This is a genomic window from Clostridium sp. HMP27 (genome assembly GCF_000765165.1).
Taxonomy (GTDB): domain Bacteria; phylum Bacillota; class Clostridia; order Clostridiales; family Clostridiaceae; genus Clostridium_AK.
In genome coordinates, this window is sequence record NZ_JMFY01000009.1 from 17,364 (window position 1) to 33,781 (window position 16,418).

At 30.3% G+C, this 16,418-nt stretch carries 20 protein-coding genes; all 20 read right to left on the reverse strand.

Annotated elements, in window-relative coordinates:
* Positions 1 to 54: 54 nt before the first annotated feature.
* The 20 genes from recN to spoIIIAA all read right to left on the reverse strand — a co-directional run bounded on the left by recN (position 55) and on the right by spoIIIAA (position 16,264).
* Positions 55 to 1,746 carry a DNA repair protein RecN gene (recN, locus tag DP68_RS04970; protein WP_035306974.1) on the reverse strand — a complete coding sequence of 564 codons (1,692 nt, stop codon included), beginning with the start codon at positions 1,744 to 1,746 and terminating at the stop codon, positions 55 to 57.
* Between the two features lie 2 nt (positions 1,747 to 1,748).
* A complete protein-coding gene (locus DP68_RS04975; protein WP_035306976.1) occupies positions 1,749 to 2,210 on the reverse strand; it encodes an arginine repressor in 462 nt (153 codons plus the stop codon).
* 24 nt (positions 2,211 to 2,234) lie between these two features.
* Complete coding sequence (locus DP68_RS04980; RefSeq protein WP_186430017.1) at positions 2,235 to 3,059, reverse strand: NAD(+)/NADH kinase; 825 nt, start codon at positions 3,057 to 3,059, stop codon at positions 2,235 to 2,237.
* Positions 3,059 to 3,880: a TlyA family RNA methyltransferase gene (locus DP68_RS04985; protein WP_035306979.1), complete on the reverse strand. Its 822-nt coding sequence runs from the start codon at positions 3,878 to 3,880 to the stop codon at positions 3,059 to 3,061. Before DP68_RS04985 ends, DP68_RS04980 begins: the two co-directional genes overlap by 1 nt.
* 13 nt (positions 3,881 to 3,893) lie before the next feature.
* The gene (gene dxs / locus DP68_RS04990; protein ID WP_035306981.1) at positions 3,894 to 5,756 is read right to left on the reverse strand and encodes a 1-deoxy-D-xylulose-5-phosphate synthase; all 1,863 of its coding nucleotides are present in this window, start codon (positions 5,754 to 5,756) and stop codon (positions 3,894 to 3,896) included.
* Positions 5,757 to 5,758: 2 nt separating this feature from the next.
* The gene (locus DP68_RS04995; protein WP_291547382.1) at positions 5,759 to 6,337 is read right to left on the reverse strand and encodes a hypothetical protein; all 579 of its coding nucleotides are present in this window, start codon (positions 6,335 to 6,337) and stop codon (positions 5,759 to 5,761) included.
* A 717-nt stretch (positions 6,338 to 7,054) separates the two neighbouring features.
* A complete protein-coding gene (locus DP68_RS05000) occupies positions 7,055 to 7,942 on the reverse strand; it encodes a polyprenyl synthetase family protein (protein ID WP_035306983.1) in 888 nt (295 codons plus the stop codon).
* On the reverse strand, positions 7,911 to 8,126 hold the full coding sequence (locus DP68_RS05005; protein ID WP_035306985.1) for an exodeoxyribonuclease VII small subunit: 216 nt from the start codon (positions 8,124 to 8,126) through the stop codon (positions 7,911 to 7,913). Before DP68_RS05005 ends, DP68_RS05000 begins: the two co-directional genes overlap by 32 nt.
* Positions 8,127 to 8,137: 11 nt before the next feature.
* Positions 8,138 to 9,334, reverse strand: coding sequence for an exodeoxyribonuclease VII large subunit (gene xseA / locus DP68_RS05010; RefSeq protein WP_035306988.1), 1,197 nt, complete (start codon positions 9,332 to 9,334; stop codon positions 8,138 to 8,140).
* Complete coding sequence (locus DP68_RS05015) at positions 9,334 to 10,170, reverse strand: tetrahydrofolate dehydrogenase/cyclohydrolase catalytic domain-containing protein (RefSeq protein WP_035306991.1); 837 nt, start codon at positions 10,168 to 10,170, stop codon at positions 9,334 to 9,336. Before DP68_RS05015 ends, xseA begins: the two co-directional genes overlap by 1 nt.
* Positions 10,171 to 10,647 (reverse strand): transcription antitermination factor NusB, encoded by a 477-nt coding sequence (nusB, locus tag DP68_RS05020; protein WP_035306993.1) that lies wholly within the window; start codon positions 10,645 to 10,647, stop codon positions 10,171 to 10,173.
* 134 nt (positions 10,648 to 10,781) lie between these two features.
* Positions 10,782 to 11,177, reverse strand: coding sequence for an Asp23/Gls24 family envelope stress response protein (locus tag DP68_RS05025; RefSeq protein ID WP_035306995.1), 396 nt, complete (start codon positions 11,175 to 11,177; stop codon positions 10,782 to 10,784).
* Between the two features lie 94 nt (positions 11,178 to 11,271).
* Positions 11,272 to 11,781, reverse strand: coding sequence for a SpoIIIAH-like family protein (locus DP68_RS05030; protein ID WP_035306996.1), 510 nt, complete (start codon positions 11,779 to 11,781; stop codon positions 11,272 to 11,274).
* Positions 11,782 to 11,840: 59 nt separating this feature from the next.
* Complete coding sequence (spoIIIAG, locus tag DP68_RS05035) at positions 11,841 to 12,455, reverse strand: stage III sporulation protein AG (protein WP_035306998.1); 615 nt, start codon at positions 12,453 to 12,455, stop codon at positions 11,841 to 11,843.
* Between the two features lie 14 nt (positions 12,456 to 12,469).
* Positions 12,470 to 13,048 (reverse strand): stage III sporulation protein AF, encoded by a 579-nt coding sequence (gene spoIIIAF, locus DP68_RS05040; RefSeq protein ID WP_035307000.1) that lies wholly within the window; start codon positions 13,046 to 13,048, stop codon positions 12,470 to 12,472.
* A 6-nt stretch (positions 13,049 to 13,054) separates the two neighbouring features.
* On the reverse strand, positions 13,055 to 14,209 hold the full coding sequence (gene spoIIIAE / locus DP68_RS05045; protein ID WP_035307002.1) for a stage III sporulation protein AE: 1,155 nt from the start codon (positions 14,207 to 14,209) through the stop codon (positions 13,055 to 13,057).
* 10 nt (positions 14,210 to 14,219) lie between these two features.
* A complete protein-coding gene (gene spoIIIAD, locus DP68_RS05050) occupies positions 14,220 to 14,606 on the reverse strand; it encodes a stage III sporulation protein AD (RefSeq protein ID WP_035307005.1) in 387 nt (128 codons plus the stop codon).
* Positions 14,607 to 14,615: 9 nt separating this feature from the next.
* The gene (gene spoIIIAC / locus DP68_RS05055) at positions 14,616 to 14,813 is read right to left on the reverse strand and encodes a stage III sporulation protein AC (RefSeq protein WP_035307006.1); all 198 of its coding nucleotides are present in this window, start codon (positions 14,811 to 14,813) and stop codon (positions 14,616 to 14,618) included.
* 15 nt (positions 14,814 to 14,828) lie between these two features.
* Positions 14,829 to 15,347: a stage III sporulation protein SpoIIIAB gene (gene spoIIIAB / locus DP68_RS05060; RefSeq protein WP_035307009.1), complete on the reverse strand. Its 519-nt coding sequence runs from the start codon at positions 15,345 to 15,347 to the stop codon at positions 14,829 to 14,831.
* Complete coding sequence (gene spoIIIAA, locus DP68_RS05065; protein ID WP_035307016.1) at positions 15,344 to 16,264, reverse strand: stage III sporulation protein AA; 921 nt, start codon at positions 16,262 to 16,264, stop codon at positions 15,344 to 15,346. Before spoIIIAA ends, spoIIIAB begins: the two co-directional genes overlap by 4 nt.
* Positions 16,265 to 16,418 lie beyond the last annotated feature (154 nt).

Here is a 16,418-nt window from a genome sequence, read left to right on the forward strand (position 1 = left end):
AGGTTACAATAACATTATTTATTGTAACCCTTTTCTTCTTTTATATACTTTTAATCACATGTCTAGTTTCTTACGATTAGCTAAGGCTATCATTTCCTCAGCATGTCTCAATGTAAGAGTAGTTACTTCTGTTCCGCCTATCATTCTAGCTATTTCTTGTGCTTTCTCTTTATCGTTTAATTTATTTATAGATGTATATGTCTTATTGTTTATAACTTCTTTAGCAACCTGATAATGAACATCAGATATACAAGCTATTTGCGGAAGATGAGTTACACAAAAAACCTGATGTGTCTTAGAAATACTATACATTTTTTCTCCTACACTTTGTGCAATTCTTCCACTAATTCCAGTATCTATTTCATCAAAAATTACAGATGGAATTTTATCTTTATTTACAAATACTGTTTTTAAAGCTAGCATAATTCTCGATAATTCCCCACCTGACACAACTTTCTCTAATGGCTTTAGTGGTTCTCCAGGATTAGTAGAAATTAAGAATTGAACCTTATCTAGTCCACTTTCATTTAATTCCTCTTTTAATTCTACAGAAACTTTAAAAGTACTTTTTTCTAAGCCTATATAATTTAATTCTTCTTTTATTTTAACTTCCAAAATATTTGCAAATTTCTCTCTAAGTGAATGTATTTCAAGTGCCTCTTCTTTAAGGTCTTTTATTATACTCTCTTTTTTATGATTTAATTCTTCTATTATAGCCTCACTATTTATAAGTTCTTCGTATTTCACATTTATTTTATCTCTATAATTCAAAATTTCTTTTATACTATTTCCATATTTCTTTTTTAAACTACCAATTTGAAAAAGCCTGCTGTTTATAATATTTAATTCTTCTTCATCATAATATATAGTGTCCTTAATCTCTCTAATATCTCTTGTATTTTCTTCTAAATTATAGTAGATTTCTTCTAATGAAATAGATATTTTTTTTATTTTTTCCATGTGATTTTCTACAGACTTCAAATCTCTTACTATAGATCCTATGCTGTCAATTATAGAAGATGTGTTTTCATCTCCGTCATATAACATTTTATAGCTTAACGATAAAGACTTATTTATTTTTTCAGAGTTAGATAGTATATTGTATCTTTCTTCTAGCTCTTCTTCTTCTTCTATTTTCAAATTAGCAGCATTTATCTCTTCTAATTGATATTTTAAAAAATCTATTGTCTTTTCTCTTTCTCCATTCTTTCCTGCCAAATTTAATATTTTATTTTCTATTTCATTTAACTCTTTATATAGATTTTTATATTTGTTTAAATATTTTTTTAATGATTCTTCTCCAAAGTAATCCAAATAGGTTATATGATTAGAATAGCTTAATAAATTTTGATTTTCATGTTGTCCATGTATATCAATTAGAGTCTCTGTAAGCATTTTAAGTTGCGAAAGAATAATTGATCTTCCATTTACTTTAGCAATACTTTTTCCTGATTGAAATGTTTCTCTGCTTATTATTATCCAATCCTCATATTCTATCCCTTGCTTTATAAGTTCTTCCTTAGACTTCTCATTTTCTAAGGTAAATATAGCTTCTACAAAGGTTTTATCTTCTCCTGTTCGTATAAAATCTCTATTGAATTTGCCTCCTAAAACATAATTTATAGCATCAATTAATATAGACTTTCCTGCTCCTGTTTCTCCAGAAAGCACGTTAAATCCATTATCAAACGAAATGCTTAATTCTTCAATTAAAGCAAAGTTCTTAATATTTAACTGAAGAAGCATCTTTAGTCCTCCTGTTCTAATAGCATTTTTTTCATTCTTTGCGTTATAATTGAAGCTTGTTCCTCGGTTCTTGCCATTACAAATATAGTATTGTCCCCTGCAAGCGTTCCAGCAATCCCCTGAAAATGCAGTGTATCTATGGCTTCTGCTGCTGCTGAAGCTGAGCCGGATAATGTCTTTATAACCACAAAATTATTTACATTTTCTACACTTGTGACAGTTTGAGTAAATATATTTACAAGCTTATTTGATAGATAGTTTTCAGTATGCATTATAGTTGCATATTTATATTTTCCTGAATTTGATAGTACTTTTATAAGTTTTAATTCTTTTATATCGCGAGATACTGTTGCCTGAGTTACATTCATTCCACCTTTTCTAAGTTCCTCTGCTAATTCTTCCTGTGTTTCAATGTCTTTACCAGTAATTAGTTCTAATATTTTGGCGTGACGAGTTACCTTCATATATTTCACCTTCACATTCTTTCGTTATAAATATAATTTTTTTCTTAAAATACTAAAATAATCTTCTCCATTTAATCTTATAAGCTTACATTTATATGGCGCATTTTCTATTATTATATCATTTATAATGCCTAAATCTACTGACTCAAGTCCGTCTGCTGCAACATGTATATTGCTTCTTCTACGTTCAGTTGTAATTTTTATTTTACTATCCCCATGAAGGACTATACTTCTCATCCCTAATGAATGGGAACAAATAGGTGTGATACTTATCACATCTAACGTAGGATATATTATGGGTCCACCTGCTGAAAGAGAATAGGCTGTGGATCCTGTTGGAGTTGATATTATAACTCCATCAGATACAAATGTAGTATAATAGTTATCATTTACATAAATTTTATATTTTGCTACTCTTCCAATAGCACCTTTAGCTATAACTACATCATTTAGTGCATAAAGTATTCTCTGATCATTAGGAAATTCAATAGCACATTGTATCATTTTTCTATTTTCTAAAGTATAGTTATTATTTAAAATGTTTTTTATAGCAAAACTAAAATCCGCACTTTCTACCTCTGCCAAAAAACCTAAATGTCCTATATTTATCCCCAAGATAGGTACACCATATTTAGAAACATATTTAGATGTATTAAGTATGGTACCATCTCCACCAAGTACAATTACCACATCAAGATCTTTGCTTTCTTCATCTTCTAGTCCATTACAATCCTTATATACTTTTATATTGATATTATTATCTTGATTTTTTATCTTTTGTACAATAGAAGCTAATATATTCCCATTAATATCCTTATCTGTATTTACATTAATCCCTATATTTTTCATTATTTTACCTCGTCTAATTGTCCATGAGATAAATTTACTATATCTTTTATTTTTTCATCTTTGAAATCAGAGAATATTTCATTGTTTTTAGTAAAATATATTAAATATTCAATATTACCTTCAGGTCCCTTAATAGGGGAATAATCTATATTTATAATGTTAAGACCCATATTTTTAATAAATGTTACTATTTTTAGTATTACCTCTTCATGTGTTGACTTTTCTCTTACTACTCCTTTTTTACCAACCTTATCCCTTCCAGCTTCAAATTGAGGTTTTATTAATGCCATTATAGAACCTTTATCATTTAATAAATTTATTGCTGCAGGAATTATTTTTTCTAAAGAAATAAAAGAGACATCTATACTTGCAAAATCTGCATATTCTCCTATCTCTTCATAGGTAACATATCTAAAGTTGGTTCTTTCCATGCATACTACTCTTGGATCTACTCTAAGTTTCCAAGCTAACTGTCCATATCCTACATCTATAGAGTATACCTTACATGCTCCATTTTGAAGCATACAATCTGTAAACCCACCTGTTGAAGCACCTATATCTATACATACTTTATCTTTAAGATCTATCTCAAAGGATTTTATTGCCTTTTCAAGCTTATATCCTCCCCTACTTACATAGGGCATTTTTTCTCCCTTAAAATCTATGTTTGAAGTTGTTTTGACTTTTTCTCCGCACTTGTCAACTCGAAGTCCATCTACAAATATTTCTCCTGCCATTATACTTGCACGCGCTCTCTCTCTTGAAGAAAAGATACCCTTTTCTACTAAAAGTATATCCAGTCTTAATTTACTTTCTGCCATACTCTACTCCTTTTTATATAAATTTTATTACTTTTTCTACTATTCCATCACTATCAATACCGCTAGCTTTATAAAAGACATCTACATTACCATGAGGAATAAATTCATCTTTAAATCCTAAATTTATAACCTTAGCCGTTGAATTTGTACTTTGAATATATTCTGATACCAAAGAGCCAAACCCTCCTGTAACTATGTTATCTTCTACGGTAATAATAATTTTCTTTGTTTTAGAAAACTTACTTAACAGCTCAATATCTATAGGCTTTACAAATATTGCATTTACAACTCCTATTTTAATTCCCATCCTTAATAGCTTTTCTCTAGCAATTAATGCATTTTGAACCATCTTTCCTACTGCTATTATGCTAATATCTCCCTCATCATAAATTGTTTCCCACTTACCATATTTAAATTCAGTTACAGGGTTTAAATTTAAATCTAAAACATCTCCACCTCTTGGATATCTTATGGCTATAGGACTATTTTGATTTAATGCCCATTTAAACATAGGTTCCATTTCTTCTACACATTTTGGAGCCATTATAGTCATATTGGGTATATGAGATAAATACGACAAATCAAATACTCCTTGGTGAGTTTCTCCATCTGCACCTACTATTCCTGCTCTATCAATAGCAAGTATTACAGGAAGCTTTTGAATACATATATCATGTACTACTTGATCATAAGCTCTTTGAAGAAATGTAGAATATACCGCAAATACTGGCTTTAGACCTTGAGAGGCCATTCCTGCTGCCATAGTTACTGCATGCTGTTCTGCTATACCTACATCAAAAAACCTACCTTTATATTTATGTTCAAACTGCTGAAGTCCTGTCCCATCCTTCATTGCTGCGGTGATTGCAACTATCCTATCATCTTCTTCTGCTAATTTAACCATTGCATTACCAAAAGCTTTGGAATATGATATTCCTCCTGTCACAGCAACCTCACCACTTTGTAAGTTAAATGGTCCTATACCGTGAAACTTTCCTGGATTCATTTCAGCAAATTTATATCCCTTACCCTTTTTAGTAACAATATGTATGATTACAGGTCCATTAATTGACTTTGCTTTTTCTAAAATTTCACTTACTTCCTTAATATTATGTCCATCGATAGGTCCTAAGTATTTTATTCCCATGTTTTCAAAAAGCATTCCTGGAACCACCATCTGTTTTATGCCATTTTTAACTCTTTCTAAGGTACGAGCCATACTGTCACCTATACTAGGTATCTTTTTTAAGATTCCATCTATATCTTGTTTTAATTTAGCATATCCAGGCTCCATTCTTATTTTGCTTAAATATGCAGACATTCCACCTACATTTTTACCTATGGACATTTGATTATCATTTAATATTATTATCATCTTAGTTTTACTGTATCCCACATCATTTAATGCTTCAAAAGCCATTCCACCGGTTAAAGCTCCATCACCAATTACAGCTAGAACTTCATTCTTTTCACCTTTTAAATCTCTAGCTCTTGCCATACCTAATGCTGCAGAAATAGAAGTGCTGCTGTGACCTGTTTGAAAATGATCATATTCACTTTCGGAAACTTTAGGGAAACCACTAAGTCCACCATATTTTCTTAAAGTTTTAAATTCACTCATTCTTCCACTTAATATTTTATGAACATAGCATTGATGCCCTACATCCCATACTATTTTATCCTTTTTAAAATTGAATATATTGTACAAGCTCAAAGTAAGTTCTACTACTCCAAGATTTGATGCTAAATGCCCACCGGTCCTGGAAACATTCTCTATTAGAAAGCCTCTTATCTCATTGGCCAGACCATTTAATTCCTCTATAGTCATATTCTTAATGTCATTTGGTTCTTTATATTCATTTAAAATATTTATCATAATTATCTATCCTTTTTTATAAAATATATAATCTTAGATACTTTATCTATTACTTTATTACTTTGGTTCATTGCAAAACTTTTTCCAGCAGCCTTTCCGCCTATGGTAGCTGCTGCTATAATTGATCCTATAATAGCTGATATAAGAGCAGCATTTAATTCAGGTAATGCTATAATAACTTTTGCCAAAATTAAAGCACCTATTCCTCCACTCACTATACCACATATATCCCCTATTACATCATTGCAAAAATTAGATACCTTATCTGCATTTTTTATAAGTTTTATTGCAATTTTTGCTCCAGGAAGTTTTTTAGCTGCCTTTGCATGAAAAGGTTTTTCCTGAGCTGCAGTAACCGCCACTCCTATTATATCAAATACAACACCTAAGATTATTATAAAAATTAATATAACAAAAGCTACTAATATATTTACATTTCTTAGTAGCACATCAGACAAAAGATTAACACTACCAGATATTAATATAGACCATAATATTATGGTCACTACCCAGCTTGTTTCTTTCTTTTTTTTATTATTTTTTTTCAAACTATTAGAATTAATTTTACCGTCAGCGTCCAAAACTTATATCCTCCAAAATATGTATATAAAAAGGTGGTAATAAACTGAGTAAACCTTGCGGCTTAGGTCCAGTAGGATTTCCCATAGGTCAACCTAAATGTCGCCATTTTGGCGGTTTCCCTTTAATTCCCTATCTGCTTTGTTGCCAAAAGCAGGACTGGATTGCCACTTAGTCCGCACTGCAATCCTCAGCATATTTCAAGTAGAACAGTCTAGGAGTTTTCCCCAACAGTTAGGTATCTCCCTAGCCTCTTTTGCAGCTTAGGTTTCAGCAAACAGATTCCTTTAATTTTGGCCAAAATTAAATGGTGTTACTGCTTTCCCCCTAAACCACTCAAGGCAGGCTACACTGCACATAGCTCTTCACCACATTGCAGGTTTAATCCATTTTCGTATAAAAGGTATCTAACCTTTTATACAATAAATGGTCTCCGCGAAGGTAGGGTCAGTTCCCGCATGCCGTTGCGGCTGCCCCATCCTCCTTACTCCCAGCACCAACCCATGACTGGGCGTCATAAGCCAGCACAAGGAACTTCATCGATATGCCCTTTGACGGATTTTTAGCCCCGCCTTCAAAAGATACTTACCCGACTAGAATACTGCACCACCTTTTTAAAGGTTACACTATTATATAGTTTAGATATATATTAAAAACATTATAAATATCTATGTTAATGCTAACCTATTTTATACCTAATATGTTAAAAAGTCAACTTTTTAATATTCCCGTTTTAGGAGAATTAATGTAAGTTTTTCAAGGCTTTCTGTATTTTTATCTATTTTATTTAAAAGCTCTAAGCACTCTTCTGTTAATTTCAAACACATCTGTTTAGATTCTTCTAATCCATATAGTTTTACAAAAGTACTTTTATTACTTTCTATATCTTTTTTTGCTGTTTTGCCTATCTTCGTTGAATCACCTATTATATCTAATATATCATCCTTTATTTGAAACGCCAATCCTAGTTTCTCTCCAAACTCGTTTAATATATTGTATTCTTTCTCTGTACTTTTGCCTAATATTGCTCCAGCAAGTATAGAAGCTTTTATAAGTGCACCAGTTTTTTTGCTATGAATGTAATGCAACTTGTCTTTAGGTATATCTTCATTTTCACTTAATATGTCTACAGTTTGACCGCCTATCATTCCCTCTACCCCTGAAGCTTCTCCAATAAGTAGTGCTGCCTTTGCCCATTTCCTATCTTCTTTTAATGAAAGTTTGAAAAGTATATTTAAAGCTTCATTTAATAGTCCATCTCCTGCAAGCACAGCTAACCCTTCTCCAAAGACTTTGTGATTTGTTGGTTTTCCTCGTCTTAAATCATCATTATCCATACATGGCAAGTCATCATGTATAAGTGAATATGTATGAATCATCTCTAAAGCTCCGCATACAGGAAGTATCTCTTCATAATTATCTTCAAACATATCATATGTTAGTATAGTTAAAATAGGCCTTATTCTCTTTCCTCCAATATTTAAACTATAACTCATTGCTTCATATATTTTTTTATTATAGGAACCTTTATTTTTGAAATAATCTTTGAGCCAAGATTCTACTTCTTCTTTCCCCTTATTGATATTCAAAGTTTTCTTCTCCCTCATTCATAAGTATTTTAATTTTATTTTCTGAATCATTTAAAATCTTATAAAGCTTATTACAAATTTTAATACCTTCTTCATACTTTTTCATCGAGTCCTCTAAAGATATTTCACCACTATCCATGTTACTTAATATTTCTTCTAATTTAGCCATTAATCCTTCATAGCTTTCAGCTTTTCTCCCCATAAACTCCCTCCTTAAGCTTTTTCTATCTTGAACTGCCCTTTTCCATCCTTTAATGTTATATTCACTTCTTGGAGTGATTGTAACTTGTTTAAAGATGATGCTATACTTCCATCCATTGATTCGATAACAGCAAATCCTTTACTTAATATATTCAATGGATTATGAGCTGAAAGAAGTGCACTAGATTTAGATAGCTTTTGTTTTTTTAAATCTAAATTAGTTTTAATATTATAGTTTAATGCTTCTTTGATCTTATCTAATTTATGATATTCATTTACTATTATTCTTTCAGGACTGTTCATTTCTAGATTCCTTTTTAAATTTTCTATATTATTATATCTATCTTTTAAAAGCTGCATCATACGATAATTTAAGGTACTTTTATAATTTGCTACAGAATTTAATATTTCTTCTTTATTAAATACTGCAATTTCTGCAGCAGCAGAAGGTGTAGGAGCTCTTCTATCGCTGACAAAATCAGCAATAGTATAATCCACTTCATGACCTACTCCTGTAATAATAGGTATTTTAGAATTATATATAGCTCTTGCTAAATTTTCATCATTAAATGCCCAAAGTTCTTCAATAGATCCTCCACCTCTTGCAATAATTATTGTATCTAAATCACCCATTTTATTAAAGGTATTAATTCCTCTTATTACATCCTCACTAGCACCTAGCCCCTGTACTAGTGAAGGATATATAATTATTTGACAGTTATTGTTTCTTCTCTTAGATACGTTTATTATATCTCTTATAGCGGCTCCTGTAGGGGATGTAATAACTCCTATTTTTTCCGCAAACTTTGGTATAGGCTTTTTATGTTCAACATTAAATAATCCTTCTAACTCTAGCTTTTTCTTCAACTTTTCAAAGGCTATATACAATTCACCTAATCCTTCAGGTTCAATACTATTACAATAAAGCTGATAAGACCCATCCTTTTCATATACTGAAATTCTTCCCTTAACTATAACCTTAATTCCATTATCAGGAACAAACTTTAATGTTCTAGTGCTTCCCTTAAACATAACACAATTAATCTTACTGTATTCATCTTTTAATGAAAAATACATATGACCTGATGAATGAAGTTTGAAATTAGAAATCTCGCCACTTATAGCTGCATTATTTAATATAAAATCATTATCTACTACTTTTTTTATGTAATTATTTATATCTGAAACCGTTAAAGTTTTTAGATACATTATTTTAATACCTCACATGTATTCTTAATCAGCATTATAGGAGTCATAGATCCAACCCCTCCAGGCACTGGAGTTAAAAATCCTGCCTTATGTATTACATTTTCATAATCTACATCTCCAGTCATTTTACCATTAACCACTGAAAAACCTACATCTATAATAACTGAACCTTCCTTTATAAAGTCTTCTGTAACAAACTTTGGAATACCAACCGCTGCAACCACTATATCAGCTTCTCTACATATCTTCCTTATATCTTGAGTTTTAGAATGACATATAGTAACTGTAGCATCTTCATTAACTAAAAGTTGTGCAACAGGTTTACCTACAATAGTACTTCTCCCTAGAACTACTGCATTTTTACCTGAAATATTTATTCCAGTACTTTTTATAAGTTCCAATATTCCTTGAGCAGTACAAGGAATAAAACATTTTTCTCCCTTATAAAATCTTCCTGCATTTATATCTGTAAGTCCATCTACATCCTTTAAATGACTTATAGAATTTATTATTTTTTCTTCATCCAAGTTCTCTGGAAGTGGCAGTTGAAGTATAATTCCATGTATACTATCTTCCTCATTTAATTCTTTAATCTTTCTCATTACTGCCTCTTCTGTTGAGTCCTTATCCATTATAAAGCTTTTAAAGATTACTCCAAGTTCTTCACATACCCTACTTTGATTCTTCAAGTAAAATAGGGAACCTTTATCTTCTCCTACTAATACGCTTGCAATGCAAGGTGCATTTAATCCATTTCTTACCCTTTCTTTAATAAGGTTTAAAAGCCCTTCTTTAAAACTTAATGCAACCTTTTTGCCATCTATAGGTACTCCCATTTAAGATAACTCTCCTTTAACTTCTTTTGCTATATTATCAAGTACGGCATTTATATAATTTTTAGATTTATCATCACAATACTTTTTAGTAAGTTCTATAGCTTCATTTATTGAAACTCTTTCTGGAATATCCTCCTCAAAAAGTATTTCATATGTACACAATCTAAGTATTGCAAGTTCCACCTTGGAAATTCTATTTATTTTCCATCCCTTTAAATATTTTTTTATTTTCTCATCTAACATATCTTCGTTTTCTTGTATGTTTTTCATCATATTTATAACATAGCCCATATCTACCTGATCTAAACTTGTATCTTCTGGGTCTTCTTCCATCTTCATACCCATAAGCTCCATTGTACTTTCTTCTTTTTCATTTGATTCCCTCAAGTCATCTAATATGGTTTTATAATCTTCACCCTTTATCATTGATTCAAATAACAGCTTCATAGTTACTTCTCTACTTTTTTTTCTGTTCATATTGTACCTCCTAAAATACTTATATAAATATATTTAATAATAATTATTAAACAAAAACCATGTATTATACATTATTTTATTATACTAAATTATATTTTACATGAAAACACCCTCTGTTTAACAGAGGGTGAAATTTATTCTTCTATTTCTTCAACATTTCCTTCATCCATCTTAGGAATAATAACATTTTGAACGTGGATGTTTACAGCATCAACATTAAGACCTGTCATAGCTTCTACTGTTCTCTTAACATTTTCTTGAACCTTTAATGCTACATCTGGGATTCTAATGCCGTATTCTACCACTACATGTAAATCTATAGTTGAGCTATCTTCACCTACAGTAACTTTTACTCCCTTTGAAAGATTCTTCTTGCCTGTAAGTATTTGAGTTATACCTCCAACCACGGAAGCACTCATACCAACTATACCTTCAATTTCTGTAGTAGCAAGACCTGCTATAACTCCTACTACTTCATCGGATATTTTAACTATGCCCATATCTATTTCTCTGCTCATGCTTTCTTCCATATTATTACACCTCCTGGTTACTTATCTTTTACACTTTGGCAAAAGTTTAATCTTTAGTACATTATATCAAATACATCCTATTATATCAAATTAATTATTCTCTTACAGAAACCTCTACGTTTTTAATTTTAGCTTCATTTACTACTATAGTTTGGATTTCTCTTAACTGTTTATCAGTAAGCTTTTCACTAGGATTGCCTTTTACTATAACTGTAGCCTTATCTCCATTTAAAAGACATACTGAATTTTCATAACCTTTAGCTTCAAGATTTAATTCTATCTTAGTTTCATAATTATAGGACATTGCTAAAGCAGCGTATTGCTCAGCTGTACTATCTTTTTGCTTTTGAGATATGTTCTTATCCTCCATTATACCCTTTAAGTTCTGCAAAGTTTGTGTAACTTTATTGTCACGTGCCATTTTAGCTTCTACAAAGTAACTGGAAGTATTTTTAGCATTTTTGTCATTACTCTTTAGTGAAATTGCACTTTTTTCTCCTCCAGATTGGGTATAAAGTGGATTATTAAGTTTTGTTGCTAAAACTCCCATACATACTATTAGAGCAAGTAAAGTTACAATGATAATGCCTTGTTTTTTATTCATACAAAATTCCCCCCATTTATCTTTTTACAAAATTATATGATTTAAAATTAACATATATGCTATTTTTTCATTGGATAAACATTAACTTTATTGTCAGGTATATCAAATAAATTAGTTACAGCTTTTCTTATTCTATATTCAGTAACTTTATTTTCAGCACCTTCTGCTACTACAAGAACTCCAGTTATCTTAGGTTTATTTGTCTTTATAATAAGCGGCTTTGTTTGATCTCCATCATTTGTTATTACAACAGTATTTCCATTATTTTTTTGTGTAGTCTTTCTAGTACCCCCTTCATTATCAACTTCTTCTGTTAGATTTGTTGAATCATTAACATTAAATGCTGGCACTTGTTCCTCTCCACTTTCAAAATAAATCATAACCTCTACACGTCCAACCCCATCAGTTTGCTGAAGAATATTTTTTAAATCAAATTTTAAATCTTCCTCCTCCTCACTATTTTTGTTATTTTGTATATTTTCCTCCTTGTTTTCAGGATTACTGCTGACAGATAGTGCTTTTCCATTATTTCCTGTTGTTTTGAAAAAACTTGATGCTACCAAAATTAAAACTCCCACCAAGAATATTATTATAAAGTTTGCAATTATCTTATTGCCAAATATTTTTTCCTTTGTTTCACTTTTGATTTTTTCAAAGATTTCTTTGAAATTCATGGTATACCTCCTTTTTATAATTGGTAAATTTTAATTAACTTTTCTTGTATATTAAGTTCTTTGCTTAAAAATTGTTTAACTTCATTAAATCTTTCATTTTCATTTTCATTTGTATTCTCTTTTTCAGATTTAAAACTTTCTATCGCTACCTTTTTTATTTTTTGTATTCCTCTTTCCTTAACACCAGCCTCTATGCTCGTTATTTTTACTTGATTATGTTCAATATCTGATTTTACCTTTACTTCAAAGTCCATATCTTTGAACTTTTCTTTTAGCTTTTCCTCTGACAATTTTTTCAAATTAGAATTAAATGTTTCTAAAGTTGCATTTAAATTATTCTTTTTATATTCTTCCATATTGCTCTTAGATTCTTTTATTTCTATAGCCTTTTCTACATTGCTACTCATGACATTTATATCAAAGTTTTTATCATATACTTTCATTATAGGGTTTATAATAACTGTCATAAGTATGAGCCCCAATACAAACTTAGCATACTTTTTCAAACTATTATCTGGAAGTATTATTTCCACTGCAGTTATAAAAAGCACCACCGTACATATATTTGATATCCAAGCTTTAATTATCTCCAAAGTTAATCAACCTCCTACTGCAACCTTGCCTGCTGATGCTAATATAGCTATCATTATAAAAAACATAACAGACACACATATTAAGCATGCCGATATAAGTATAAGTGAATCTCCAGCCGAGCTTATACAACTTACTAGTCTCTTATCTCCTATAGGCTCTATAAGAGCAGCTGTAAGCTTATATACTAAGGCAGTTATTATAATTTTTAATATTGGCAGCAGCACCATACCAATAAGTATTATAAGTCCTACACTGCTTATGGAATTTTTTAACAATATCGAATAACCTGCCACAGTAGATATAGCATCAGATAAGCACTTTCCAACTATAGGAATAAAGTTGTCTACTGCATACTTTGCCGTTTTTGCTACTACTTGATCTATAGTCTTAGAGGATATTCCCCTTATTGTTATTATTCCGATAAATATTGTCATAAGTATTCCCTGCATCCATAAAGCACATTGATTTAATAACTTAGTAAGCTTATCCACTTTAAATTCATCAGACATATTATTTACAAATTGAAGCACAAAAGTTATTGTGATTAATGGGATAATTATATTAGCAAATAATTCAGCGCTTATATTTATAGTTCCGATTATTATAGGATCCATAAGCGTTGCTTCTGTTATACCTCCAACTCCTGTAAGAAGCATAATTAATACCGGTATCAAGGCAAGCATAAAGTCTGACATCCTTTGTATTGTTTCTCTAGCTAGTTCTACACCTACATAAAAACTCTTTGCCATAATTATTATTATTAACGAATAACAAGCAAAATAGGCTATATGCGACAGCGTTTCATTACTAAATGCTCTTTCTAAATTAGTTATGAGAGCACATATTATGGAAATTATAACCAAAACAGACATAAGTTTTATTGCAGCTGAAGTTTCTCTTACAGCATAAGATGCAATTCCTTTAAATACCTTGCTCACTGAAAACGTTCCTTCTCCACTTTTCATATAGGTCTGTATATATTCCTTTATATCCATATCCTTTAATATTTCTTCTTCACTCTTTATATTTGTCATGTAATCATAAAGCTGTTGGACTTCCATATTATTATCTATATCAGTTCCACTTGAAGAAGCTTGTACATTAAAAGGAATAATCCCAATGCATAGTAGCGTTATCAATAGAATAATTAGTTTTTTCATATTTTATCCCCTACATTATTTTTAGAATTGATTGCAAAACTGCCATAAGTATCGGTATGGCTAATACTAATATAAGTATCTTACCTGCAAACTCAACTTTTGATGCTATACTATTTTGTCCAGCATCCTTACATATTTCGCTGCAAAAGGAAGCTAAATAAGCAATTGCAAGTATTTTAAATACTGTTCTTAAATATATAAAATCAATATTGGCTTTAAGGGCTAACGTTTGAAGCAAATTCATTACTGATGTTATTTTTCCAACCATATATAAAAATATAAGTATGCCAACGCACATGCTTATTTGTACAGCCCAATCTTCCTTCTTAGCCTCCTTTACTACTAAAACAATAAAAAGAGAACAAAAGGCAAATCCAACTATTTTTATAATCTCCATGTTATCCTCCTAAAGTTGAAACATAGTCCTTACTGCATTAAAGAGCTTACTTATAAGATTTATTACCATCATAAGTATTATTACTATTCCAGCTAAATTGGTGAGTACAGCATAATCATCATAACCACTGCTTTTTAGTATCTTATCTAATATGATTATCAATATACTTACTGCCCCTATTTTAAATATTAAGCTTATATCTAACATTTCAACCTACCCCCTTTAAATAAACATAATTACTATAATCGCCCCTATAGAAAATCCTAAATACCTATACATTTTTAGATTTTTTCTTGTAAGAGTTTCACTTTCTTCAATTTGTTTTCTAAACTCTTCTTCAGTAACACGAAAAATATTTTTTTGACTTTCTACATCCCATTCTCCCAATGATTTACTTAGATTTAGTAAAATGTGAATATCTTCCTTGTTTAAGTTCAAATTTTTCTTATATAAATTTGTATTACTATAAAATGCTTCATATACTCCTTCTGATACATTTTCTTCAAGATCCCTTGATATACTTAAAAACAAACTTTTTATCGGTTCTATAAGTCTTAATCCAATTTTCTCTAATGCATACGGAAGTGGAGTATATGCATATACTATTTCATTTTTTAAAATACCTATAGCTCTTTCTAACTCCTTTAATTCCCTAGTTCTTTTTTTAAACAATTCTCCAGAAGAATACCCTAAGACACTTGCAGAAACTATCACTAAAATACTTCCAATTATTTTAATCATAGTACCTCCTTAAAAATTTTCTTTTGCTCTAAAAAATCATATATATATTCTATAGTTCCTGGTCCCTTTTTATGACTCATCACTATAGCTCTCTTAAAAACCTTATTATCTATAATCTCTTTAAATACAGGTCTATTATATAAATCTGAAATATCATACCCATGTATACTTGTAATAACCTTTACCCCTGAATTCATAGCAGCTACTATACTTTCTGTGTCTCTTACTGTTCCTATTTCATCACATATTATGACCTCTGGGGCCATGCTTCTTATCGCTGTTATTATCCCCTCACTTTTAGGGCAACTATCTAACACATCAGTTCTTATCCCTAAATTCATCTGTGGGGCACCATTATAGCAAGCTGAAAGTTCACTTCTTTCATCTATGACTGTAATCTTTTTGCCTAGTAATGAAAACTTAACCATGCCGTCAGATATATTTCTTGCTATATCTCTTAACAATGTAGTTTTTCCACATTTAGGTGGTGAAATTATTATTGTATTTACTATCTCACCCTTGTCCACTAAATATTTAACTATATTATCAGAACATCCTAAAATTTCTTTGCTTATTCTAATATTAAGAGAAGATATATCTTTTATAGTTTTTATTTTTTCCTTTTCAACTATGCATTTGCCACATATTCCTATTCTATGACCACCCTTAACAGTTATATACCCCCTTTTTATTTCTTCATCATAAGCATAAATGGAGTAATTACTCATTCTTTTTAGAACTATATCTATTTCCTCAGATGAAACGATATAATTAAAGACTTTCTCCTTTTGCTCCATTTCTAACATTAGAGGTTTATTTACTCTTAGTCTAATTTCTTGAACTTTATTAAAGTTTTCTTCCCCTATTAGGGATTTTATGCTATCTGGAAGTATTCGAAAAATTTCTTTAGTGTTTATCATCTTTTTATCCTCCTCCCCTTATTAAAAAGTATTTATATTTATCTAAAAATATTCCTATGTTAATGATTTTTTATAAAGTTTATTTTGTCAAAAAATAACAAAGCTTGAGTTTATACAAACTCAAGCTTTGTTCAGATTGTTGAAAAACCCC

What these genes read in the sequence shown, in the direction of transcription:
- recN (WP_035306974.1), bottom strand. Translation starts at nt 1,746, where the DNA reads ATGCTTCTTCAGTTAAATATTAAGAACTTTGCTTTAATTGAAGAATTA.
- DP68_RS04975 (WP_035306976.1), bottom strand. Translation starts at nt 2,210, where the DNA reads ATGAAGGTAACTCGTCACGCCAAAATATTAGAACTAATTACTGGTAAA.
- DP68_RS04980 (WP_186430017.1), bottom strand. Translation starts at nt 3,059, where the DNA reads ATGAAAAATATAGGGATTAATGTAAATACAGATAAGGATATTAATGGG.
- DP68_RS04985 (WP_035306979.1), bottom strand. Translation starts at nt 3,880, where the DNA reads ATGGCAGAAAGTAAATTAAGACTGGATATACTTTTAGTAGAAAAGGGT.
- dxs (WP_035306981.1), bottom strand. Translation starts at nt 5,756, where the DNA reads ATGATAAATATTTTAAATGAATATAAAGAACCAAATGACATTAAGAAT.
- DP68_RS05000 (WP_035306983.1), bottom strand. Translation starts at nt 7,942, where the DNA reads ATGAGGGAGAAGAAAACTTTGAATATCAATAAGGGGAAAGAAGAAGTA.
- DP68_RS05005 (WP_035306985.1), bottom strand. Translation starts at nt 8,126, where the DNA reads ATGGGGAGAAAAGCTGAAAGCTATGAAGGATTAATGGCTAAATTAGAA.
- xseA (WP_035306988.1), bottom strand. Translation starts at nt 9,334, where the DNA reads ATGTATCTAAAAACTTTAACGGTTTCAGATATAAATAATTACATAAAA.
- DP68_RS05015 (WP_035306991.1), bottom strand. Translation starts at nt 10,170, where the DNA reads ATGGGAGTACCTATAGATGGCAAAAAGGTTGCATTAAGTTTTAAAGAA.
- nusB (WP_035306993.1), bottom strand. Translation starts at nt 10,647, where the DNA reads ATGAACAGAAAAAAAAGTAGAGAAGTAACTATGAAGCTGTTATTTGAA.
- DP68_RS05025 (WP_035306995.1), bottom strand. Translation starts at nt 11,177, where the DNA reads ATGGAAGAAAGCATGAGCAGAGAAATAGATATGGGCATAGTTAAAATA.
- DP68_RS05030 (WP_035306996.1), bottom strand. Translation starts at nt 11,781, where the DNA reads ATGAATAAAAAACAAGGCATTATCATTGTAACTTTACTTGCTCTAATA.
- spoIIIAG (WP_035306998.1), bottom strand. Translation starts at nt 12,455, where the DNA reads ATGAATTTCAAAGAAATCTTTGAAAAAATCAAAAGTGAAACAAAGGAA.
- spoIIIAE (WP_035307002.1), bottom strand. Translation starts at nt 14,209, where the DNA reads ATGAAAAAACTAATTATTCTATTGATAACGCTACTATGCATTGGGATT.
- spoIIIAD (WP_035307005.1), bottom strand. Translation starts at nt 14,606, where the DNA reads ATGGAGATTATAAAAATAGTTGGATTTGCCTTTTGTTCTCTTTTTATT.
- spoIIIAC (WP_035307006.1), bottom strand. Translation starts at nt 14,813, where the DNA reads ATGTTAGATATAAGCTTAATATTTAAAATAGGGGCAGTAAGTATATTG.
- spoIIIAB (WP_035307009.1), bottom strand. Translation starts at nt 15,347, where the DNA reads ATGATTAAAATAATTGGAAGTATTTTAGTGATAGTTTCTGCAAGTGTC.